Below are 9,516 nucleotides of genomic sequence, written 5' to 3' on the forward strand. Positions count from 1 at the left end.
TTATCCTTTACCTGAGGCGCAATTGGACCGTTTTATGTTTGCGATAAAACTAGAATACCCATCTTTTGAAGAGGAAGTGCAGGTAGTGAAAAGAACTACGTCTACGGTTTCAACAACTATAAGTGCTTTGTTTAATGCTCAAGAAATAATCGATTTTCAACAGTTGGTTCGAAGAATTCCTGTAGCTGATAATGTCATTGAATACGCCGTTGGTTTAGTTGGTAAAACACGTCCGGATAGTGCTTTGTCTACTAATTTTGTTAAAAATTATTTAGATTGGGGAGCAGGACCGAGAGCGTCTCAGAATTTAATTTTAGCAGCCAAGACGCATGCTGCATTTAATGGTAAATACTCACCGGATATTGAGGATGTTCAAGCAGTTGCTGTTGGTATTTTACGCCATCGTATCATTAAAAACTACAAAGCCGATGCCGAAGGCATAACAGAAGAAATTATAATTGAAAAATTGCTATAACATCGCTGTTCAAAGTGGCTTATACATGCAATTACCTAATTTACGATATCGTTTTCTTTAGGTAGTTGCATTTTTGCATAAGCCAAAACCAGCGGTTTTTTGGAATAATTGCGTAATTATTATTTTTTAGTTAAAATTTTACGTTTAAATCATTTTAGTGGGGTTAAAATCAGTAATTAGGAATAATAATTTTTCAAAAGGTCAGTTCTATTAAATTTTTTTTAATATCAGGTTAAATAACTAAATTTGCATTTCAAAATTCAAAAGGACGACCTTTCGTAGTTTTTTTGATGGTTGAAATGATTATTAAAATAGCCTTAAACATTGAAAAAAATTCTATGACGAACATTTATAACGATTACTTGCAAGAAATCGAAGAAAGAAAATCACAAGGTCTAAACCCTAAACCTATTGATGGTGCTGAATTATTGAGCACTATTATTTCCCAAATAAAAGATACGACTAATACGGATCGTAACGAGTCACTTCATTTTTTTATCTATAATACCGTTCCTGGTACAACTCCAGCGGCAGCAGTAAAAGCCGTTTTTCTAAAAGAAATTATTTTAGGACAATCAGTGGTTGCTGAAATTACTCCTGCTTTTGCTTTTGAATTACTATCACATATGAAAGGTGGACCTTCAATTGAAGTTTTACTTGATTTGGCTCTAGGTAATGATGTTGCAATTGCTACAGAAGCTGCTAAAGTACTTAAGACGCAATTTTTCCTTTACGAAGCAGATACCGATCGTTTAGAAGCTGCATTTAAGGCTGGAAACGAAATTGCAAAAGAAATTTTGGAAAGTTATGCGAAAGCAGAATTCTTTACCAAACTTCCTGAAGTAGCAGAGGAAATAAAAGTGGTTACTTATGTTGCTGGTGAAGGAGATATTTCTACTGATTTATTGTCTCCAGGAAATCAAGCTCACTCTCGTTCTGATCGTGAACTACACGGGAAATGTTTAATTTCTCCAGAAGCGCAAGCCGAAATTCAAGCTTTGCAAGCACAACACCCTGACAAGAGTGTAATGCTAATTGCTGAAAAAGGGACAATGGGTGTTGGATCATCAAGAATGTCAGGTGTGAACAATGTAGCATTATGGACAGGAAAAAAGGCAAGTCCTTATGTTCCTTTTATTAACATTGCTCCAATTGTAGCAGGTACAAACGGAATTTCCCCAATTTTCTTGACTACTGTTGATGTAACTGGTGGAATTGGATTAGACCTTCAAAACTGGGTAAAAGTAGTTGATGATAAAGGCAATGCTGTACGTAATGAAAACGGAGATGTTGTTCTAGAAGAAGCATATTCTGTTGCTACAGGTACTGTGCTTACCATCAATACTAAAACTAAAAAATTATACAATGGTGACAAAGAGCTGAAAGATATTTCTAAAGCTTTTACACCTCAAAAAATGGAATTCATAAGAGCAGGTGGTTCATACGCTATTGTTTTTGGTAAAAAATTACAAACTTTTGCATCGAAAACATTGGGTATTGCTATCGAGCCTGTTTTTGCTCCGTCAAAAGAAGTTTCTGTTGAAGGACAAGGATTGACTGCTGTGGAGAAAATCTTCAATAAAAATGCGGTTGGAACTACGCCTGGTAAAGTGTTGCACGCTGGATCAGATGTACGTGTAGAGGTAAACATCGTAGGTTCTCAAGATACTACAGGTTTGATGACTTCTCAAGAGTTAGAGTCTATGGCTGCTACAGTTATTTCTCCTATTGTTGATGGTGCTTACCAATCAGGTTGTCATACTGCATCGGTTTGGGATAATAAGTCGAAAGCAAATATTCCTAGATTGATGAAATTTATGAATGACTTTGGTTTGATTACTGCACGTGATCCTAAAGGAGAATACCTTGCCATGACAGATGTTATTCATAAAGTATTGAATGATATTACTGTTGATGAGTGGGCTATCATTATTGGTGGTGACTCTCATACAAGAATGTCAAAAGGTGTTGCTTTTGGTGCCGATTCAGGTACAGTTGCGCTTGCATTGGCTACGGGTGAAGCTTCAATGCCAATTCCAGAGTCAGTAAAAGTGACTTTCAAAGGGGATATGAAAACCTATATGGATTTCCGTGATGTGGTTCACGCTACTCAATCTCAAATGTTGAAACAATTTGGAGGAGAAAATGTGTTCCAAGGTAGAATTATCGAAGTGCACTTAGGTACACTTACCGCTGATCAGGCCTTTACTTTTACAGACTGGACTGCAGAGATGAAAGCAAAAGCGTCTATCTGTATTTCTGAGGATGAAACTTTGATCGAATCATTGTTGATCGCTAAGAAAAGAATCCAAATCATGATTGATAAAGGGATGGATAACGCGAAACAAGTGCTTAAAGGTTTGATCGCTATTGCTGATAAAAGAATTGCTGATATTAGATCTGGTGCTAAACCAGCTTTAACTCCTGATGCTAATGCAAAATATTATGCAGAAGTTGTTATTGATCTTGACATTGTACAAGAGCCTATGATTGCAGATCCAGACGTTAATAATGCAGATGTTTCTAAGAGATATACACACGACACTATTAGACCATTATCGTTTTATGGTGGGACTAAAAAAGTGGATTTAGGTTTTGTTGGATCATGCATGGTTCACAAAGGAGATTTGAAAATCCTTTCGCAAATGCTTAAAAATATTGATGCACAATTTGGTAAAGTAGAATTTAAAGCACCATTAGTTGTTGCTCCACCAACGTACAACATTGTTGATGAGTTGAAAGCTGAAGGTGACTGGGAAGTGTTACAAAAATATTCTGGGTTCGAATTTGATGATAATGCACCAAAAGGGGTTGCACGTACTGGGTATGAAAATATTCTTTACCTAGAGCGTCCTGGATGTAACTTATGTATGGGTAACCAAGAAAAAGCAGCCAAAGGAGATACGGTAATGGCTACTTCAACCCGTCTTTTCCAAGGAAGAGTCGTTGAAGATGCTGAAGGTAAAAAAGGAGAGTCTTTATTGTCTTCTACACCAGTGGTGGTATTGTCTACTATTTTAGGAAGAACGCCTACTATGGAAGAGTACAAAGCAGCAGTGCAGGGTATTAATTTGACACAGTTTGCGCCTTCACACAAATTGCTTGTAATGTAATAGTTTGAAATTGTTAATTATATCAAAAAGCCTAAGTCATTGACTTAGGCTTTTTTTATTTTTTGTATCTTGTGGTACAAATAAAACAATTCTTAAAATTAGTATATATGGCATTTGATATTGAAATGATAAAAAAAGTGTACGATAACATGGCAGTACGTGTTAACGATGCGCGAAAAGTTGTTGGTCGTCCGCTTACTTTGACCGAGAAAATTTTATACAGTCATCTTTGGGATGGTGAAGCGAAACAAGCATATGGTAGAGGGGTTGATTATGTTGATTTTGCTCCAGATAGAGTTGCTTGTCAAGATGCAACTGCCCAAATGGCCTTGTTGCAGTTTATGCATGCCGGTAAAAAAACGGTGGCAGTACCAACCACGGTACATTGTGATCACTTAATTTTAGCTAAAGTAGGAGCTGAGAAGGATTTGGCTGTTGCAAAACAACAATCAAGCGAAGTATTTGATTTCTTATCATCAGTTTCTGATAAGTATGGAATTGGTTTCTGGAAACCAGGATCAGGAATTATCCACCAAAGTGTTTTAGAAAATTATGCTTTCCCAGGAGGAATGATGATTGGAACCGATTCCCATACTGTAAACGCAGGGGGATTAGGAATGCTAGCCATTGGTGTTGGTGGCGCTGATGCTGTTGATGTAATGTCAGGTATGGGTTGGGAGTTGAAATTCCCTAAACTTATAGGAGTGAAGTTAACGGGTAAATTATCAGGCTGGACAGCACCTAAAGATGTAATTTTAAAAGTGGCTGATATTCTAACTGTAAAAGGTGGGACAGGAGCTATTGTTGAATATTTTGGAGAAGGTGCCACAAGCATGTCTTGTACCGGTAAGGGAACCATTTGTAATATGGGTGCCGAAATTGGTGCTACTACCTCGACATTTGGATACGATGACTCGATGCGCAGGTATTTGTCAGCAACGGGACGTCAAGATGTAGTAGATGCTGCTGATAAAGTAGCTGCTCATTTAACAGGAGACCCAGAAGTATACGCAAATCCTGAGCAATATTTTGATCAAGTAATCGAAATTAATCTTTCAGAATTAGAGCCGCATATTAACGGTCCTTTTACGCCAGATAGAGGAACGCCAGTTTCTAAAATGAAAGAGGAAGCGGCTGCTAATAATTGGCCAATAAAGGTAGAATGGGGATTAATAGGTTCTTGCACGAACTCATCCTATGAAGATATGGCGCGTGCAGTATCTATTGTGAATCAAGCTGTCGAGCACGGAATCACACCTAAAGCTGAATTCGGAATTAATCCTGGTTCAGAACAAATTAGATATACTATTGAGAGAGACGGTATGATTGCTGCTTTTGAGAAAATGGGAACTAAAGTATTTACGAATGCTTGTGGTCCTTGTATTGGTCAATGGGATCGAGCAGGAGCTGACAAGCAAGAGAAAAATACTATTGTTCATTCATTTAACCGTAATTTCTCTAAAAGAGCTGATGGGAATCCTAATACGCATGCTTTTGTGACGTCGCCTGAAATGGTGGCTGCTTTAGCGATTTCAGGACGATTAGATTTTAATCCACTTACTGATACTTTATTGAATGATAAAGGAGAAGAAGTAAGGTTAACTGCTCCTTATGGTGATGAGCTTCCTAAAAAAGGTTTTGATGTAGATGATAATGGTTTTCAAGCTCCAGCCGAAGACGGTTCGAGTGTGAAAATCGTAGTGGATGCCACTTCAGATCGTTTGCAATTATTAGAGCCTTTTGAACCATGGGACGGAAAAAACATAACTGGAGCCAAATTGTTAATTAAAGCTTTTGGAAAATGTACCACCGATCATATTTCTATGGCTGGACCTTGGTTGCGTTTCCGTGGGCATTTAGATAATATCTCTAATAATATGTTGATAGGTGCAGTTAATGCATACAATCAAAAAACAAATGCTGTTAAAAACCAATTAACTGGAGAATACGATGCGGTTCCTGCTGTGGCTCGAGCATACAAAGCAGCTGGAATTCCTTCAGTGGTGATTGGTGATCATAATTATGGAGAAGGATCTTCTCGTGAGCATGCTGCAATGGAGCCTCGTTTCTTAGGTGTCAAAGCCGTATTGGTGAAATCATTTGCACGTATCCATGAAACCAATCTTAAAAAACAAGGACTATTAGGTTTAACCTTCGCTAATGAAGCTGACTATGATAAAATCCAAGAGGACGATACAATAAACTTTATTGATCTTGTAGATTTTGCTCCTGGAAAGCCACTTTCTGTTGAATTTGTGCATGCTGATGGTTCTAAAGATGTTATTCTTGCAAACCACACGTATAATGCAGGACAAATAGGGTGGTATGTTGCAGGATCAGCCTTAAACTTAATTGCTGCCGAGGCATAAAGTGTTGCTATAGTAGGTATTAAAAGTGCGTTGTGAAAACACGCACTTTTTTTATGCTTTTACCTTTGTTAAAATCAATTTAAATAGTTGTTAAAATGACCGTGTTTTCTATAAAGATTGGCTATTTTCGCTTTGGAGAAAGAAAATACAGTCTTTCTTTTTTATTACAATAGCTAAGTAGTAGTTTTTTTGTATAAAAAATTGTATTATTGTCTGTTGTTCAGGTTGATAGGTTTAAAAAGAGGTTTATGAAGTATAATAATTGGATTTTAATTTTGGTGTTTTTAATAGGTTTTACAGCTTTTTCGCAAGAAAAATACATAAAACATACTGTTGCAAAAGGAGAAACCATAAGCAAAATTGCACAACAATACCACTTAAAAGCGAATGCTATTTACGACCTTAATCCTGAGGCAAGAAAGGGAATCAAGTTCAAAGAGACTCTTTTAATTCCTAATCCAAATAAGGAATTAGTAAAAAGTACCGCAACTATCGCAACCAAAAACAAGTTAAAAATACATGCCGTACAACCCAAAGAAACAATTTACGGTATTGCAAGACAATACGGTTTAACTGTAGCTGATTTGTACCAAGAAAATCCAACTTTAGAAAAAACAGGTTTAAGAAAAGGCGGAAAAATAAATATCCCAATTACTGACGCTAACCAAGAAATAGTAGCGCAAAGCACCGCTTCAAAAAACACTATTCAACAAGAAACGACTACAGCGGTAGCTTTAAATGCTACTTCTGGAGAAACAAAAATAGTACGTGAAGTACTTCCTAGTGAAACTAAATATGCTATTGCTCGCGAATACGGACTTACCGTTGCCGATATCGATGCCGCCAACCCAATTTTGCTTACCGAGCCTTTAAAAATTGGACAGCAATTGATTATTCCGGTTAAGGACCAGCAAATAGTTGATAAAACTGCCGTTGCCACTCCTTCAAATCCAGTAGCTGTTATTTCAAATCCCGTTACTGAGGCAAAAACTGTAGCAACCGTACAATCAGCTATTGTTACTGCTAAAGAGAGTGCTGCTGATGCGCCCGAAACAGAGGTTGTGCGTGAGGTTCTTGCAAAAGAAACAAAGTACGCCATAGCAAAGGAATACGGAATCACAGTGGCTGAGTTAGAGCGACAAAATCCTAAAATCAAAAACGGATTGCCAGTGGGATACCAACTTAATATTCGCACTAAAAAACCAATAGAGACTAAAAGTGCTTTTGTAGTAAAAGATGTGATCAGTAACCCAGCAGTCGATACTAATTATGATGTGAAAGCATTTCACGGAACCGATTTTTTAGACCAATTGGTTTCTACTGCATCTGAAAACATCGGTACTCGCTACAGACCGGGTGGAACTACCAAAGCGGGATTTGATTGCTCAGGTTTAATGTGTACTACTTTTGGCGCTTTTGATATCGACTTACCTAGGACTTCATACGAGATGTCGCAATACGGAACAAAAATCAATAACGAAGACGCCCAAAAAGGAGATTTAATCTTTTTTAAAACGAATGGTCGTGGTCAAGTGAACCATGTAGGAATGGTAGTTGAGGTCAACAACGGAGATATAAAATTCATTCATGCCTCTAATAGTGGTGTGATTATTTCATCAATAAAGGAAAGATACTACAGTAAAAGAGTAACACAAATCAATCGGGTGCTCTAGTCCATTTACCTATTTATATTTCACAAAAACACCCCAAATAATATCGTATTATTTGGGGTGTTTTATTTTTAGTTGTTAGATTTTTAGAAGCAATTTCCTGCTATCGTACCACTCTTACTGGTGCCTTTGTTTTTTCTTACGTCTAAAAAGGAGCTTCTTTTAGTCGCTCTTTTTAGCCTAGAAAAATACAAGTGCACTGCGCAAGGAGTTTTACTTCTATCAGGGCTAAAATCAATAGTGCTAAAAATGCACTCCTATCTTTATTTGAAAACTTAAGCGTTTTTTAAACTACTAATAATAGCCATTACATCTTGATCTCCTAAGCCTTCTTGTTGTGCCTTTAAGTAGGTGTCGTATAAAGGATGTATTAAAGGAGAAGCTAATCCTGCGTCTTTAGCTAGACCCAAATCTTTAACTAAATGCTTTAAAGCAAATGCAGCTGGAAAAGAGTCCTCAATAATTGATGGTGCTTTTATGTTAGTAATTCCGTTGCCACAAGCTCCGGCATTAATAATTGTGAGCATGTCTTCTTTGCTAACCCCATTTTTTTCGGCAAATAAAACAGTTTCAGCTAAACCTTGTAAATTAAGTCCCAAAAGATAATTAATAGCAAGTTTGGCTGAACTAGCTACTCCGGCTTCACCAACATGAATGGCAATTTTGCCCAAAACATTAAAAATAGGTTTTGCAATTTCAAAATTAGGTTTACTCGCACCTACTAAAATCACGAGAGCACCATCCTGCGCTGGTTTTACACTACCTGATACAGGAGCATCAATAAATCCTAGTTGATGTTGAACACAAAGAGCTGCTAAATAGCGAGAAGTTTCGGGTGCAACAGTACTCATATTGATTATTAGTTTACCCACATTGGCATTTGCTAAAAGACCTTCTTTACTTTCAAAAACCTCCTTTACGGCTGCATCATTAGATAACATAGTGATGACTACGTCACAGGTCTTAATTAATTCTGCAGGGCTTTCAGCAGGAGTAGCGCCTAGTGCTAGCAATGGAGATTCCTTATCTTTAGAACGGTTGTAAACAGTAACGGGGAATCCTGCTTTTAAAAGATTTTGAACCATTGGATTTCCCATGTTGCCTAGTCCAATCCAACCTATTTTTATTGTATTCATATGCTTTTAATTTGTTTGTAAATGCGAAAGTGCTTCCATCAAATTTAAGTATATTTTTGTTGAGATGAGGTTGATTTCGTGCTAAAAGAAAGTTATAAAATAGAATTAGTGTAAATAACATTGACTGATGAAAAAATAAACAACAAATGGAGAACTTTCTATAATATTTTCTAATCTTTGACCTCCAATTAAAAACAAAGTAACATGAGCAATACGAAGCTAACAATTAATAAAAATGGATCGATCAAAATCGAAGGAGATTTTGAAATAGTAGATGGTCAAGGTAATGTTTACGGACTAGAAGGTAGAAAAGCTTTAGGCCTTTGTCGTTGCGGATTATCTGCTAATAAGCCATTTTGCGATGGAGCGCACCGTAATAATTTTGAACACGAAGCAGCTGCATTTGATTTGCCACCAATGAAAACAAACTAGTAGCTTTAGGCAGTAGTGATATAATGAAAAATCGGCAAGCAGCAGCTGCCGATTTTTTATTTTAGCTTAGTAAATGAATTGTAAATACCTTGAGGTACAAACTGCTTTGCTAATTTTGCGTTATGTTGTTGTCCTTTAATATTTGGTTGAATTGTGTTTCTTTTCCTTGCTTTTTTAGTTCAGCATAAATCATGTTTATGATACTTTCAGCATCAGTTCGATAGGGTGATTTTTGCGAAACATATAAGTTGTAGGCTTTACACATGTTATCGAGTCCTTTTTCATACTCTTTTAAATTTAGTGCATAAACATTGCCTAATC

Annotated in this window: 7 protein-coding genes; 5 read left to right on the top strand and 2 right to left on the bottom strand. The window is 36.8% G+C overall.

The features are described from left to right. From P8M54_RS14070 to P8M54_RS14085, 4 genes are all read left to right on the top strand, one after another. Positions 1-475: MoxR family ATPase (locus tag P8M54_RS14070; RefSeq protein WP_300288603.1), on the top strand; the 475-nt coding region annotated here is incomplete at its 5' end. Positions 476-813: 338 nt separating this feature from the next. Next, positions 814-3,588: a bifunctional aconitate hydratase 2/2-methylisocitrate dehydratase gene (locus P8M54_RS14075; RefSeq protein WP_300288605.1), complete on the top strand. Its 2,775-nt coding sequence runs from the start codon at positions 814-816 to the stop codon at positions 3,586-3,588. 107 nt (positions 3,589-3,695) lie between these two features. Beyond that, positions 3,696-5,957 (top strand): aconitate hydratase, encoded by a 2,262-nt coding sequence (locus tag P8M54_RS14080; protein ID WP_300288607.1) that lies wholly within the window; start codon positions 3,696-3,698, stop codon positions 5,955-5,957. Positions 5,958-6,205: 248 nt separating this feature from the next. After that, positions 6,206-7,630: a peptidoglycan endopeptidase gene (locus P8M54_RS14085; RefSeq protein ID WP_300288609.1), complete on the top strand. Its 1,425-nt coding sequence runs from the start codon at positions 6,206-6,208 to the stop codon at positions 7,628-7,630. A 272-nt stretch (positions 7,631-7,902) separates the two neighbouring features. On the opposite strand, the gene P8M54_RS14090 is transcribed toward P8M54_RS14085, so the two are convergent. Continuing rightward, a complete protein-coding gene (locus P8M54_RS14090) occupies positions 7,903-8,763 on the bottom strand; it encodes an NAD(P)-dependent oxidoreductase (RefSeq protein ID WP_300288611.1) in 861 nt (286 codons plus the stop codon). 204 nt (positions 8,764-8,967) lie between these two features. Here P8M54_RS14090 and P8M54_RS14095 point away from each other — a divergent pair, with 204 nt between their 5' ends. After that, the gene (locus P8M54_RS14095) at positions 8,968-9,195 is read left to right on the top strand and encodes a CDGSH iron-sulfur domain-containing protein (RefSeq protein WP_300288613.1); all 228 of its coding nucleotides are present in this window, start codon (positions 8,968-8,970) and stop codon (positions 9,193-9,195) included. Between the two features lie 109 nt (positions 9,196-9,304). On the opposite strand, the gene P8M54_RS14100 is transcribed toward P8M54_RS14095, so the two are convergent. Next, positions 9,305-9,516 (bottom strand): hypothetical protein (locus tag P8M54_RS14100; RefSeq protein ID WP_300288615.1); only part of this gene is annotated, 212 nt, incomplete at its 5' end.

Origin of the sequence: Flavobacterium sp., assembly GCF_029242675.1 — a bacterium.
Classification (GTDB): domain Bacteria; phylum Bacteroidota; class Bacteroidia; order Flavobacteriales; family Flavobacteriaceae; genus Flavobacterium.

What these genes read in the sequence shown, in the direction of transcription:
- P8M54_RS14085 (WP_300288609.1), top strand. Translation starts at nt 6,206, where the DNA reads ATGAAGTATAATAATTGGATTTTAATTTTGGTGTTTTTAATAGGTTTT.
- P8M54_RS14090 (WP_300288611.1), bottom strand. Translation starts at nt 8,763, where the DNA reads ATGAATACAATAAAAATAGGTTGGATTGGACTAGGCAACATGGGAAAT.
- P8M54_RS14075 (WP_300288605.1), top strand. Translation starts at nt 814, where the DNA reads ATGACGAACATTTATAACGATTACTTGCAAGAAATCGAAGAAAGAAAA.
- P8M54_RS14095 (WP_300288613.1), top strand. Translation starts at nt 8,968, where the DNA reads ATGAGCAATACGAAGCTAACAATTAATAAAAATGGATCGATCAAAATC.
- P8M54_RS14080 (WP_300288607.1), top strand. Translation starts at nt 3,696, where the DNA reads ATGGCATTTGATATTGAAATGATAAAAAAAGTGTACGATAACATGGCA.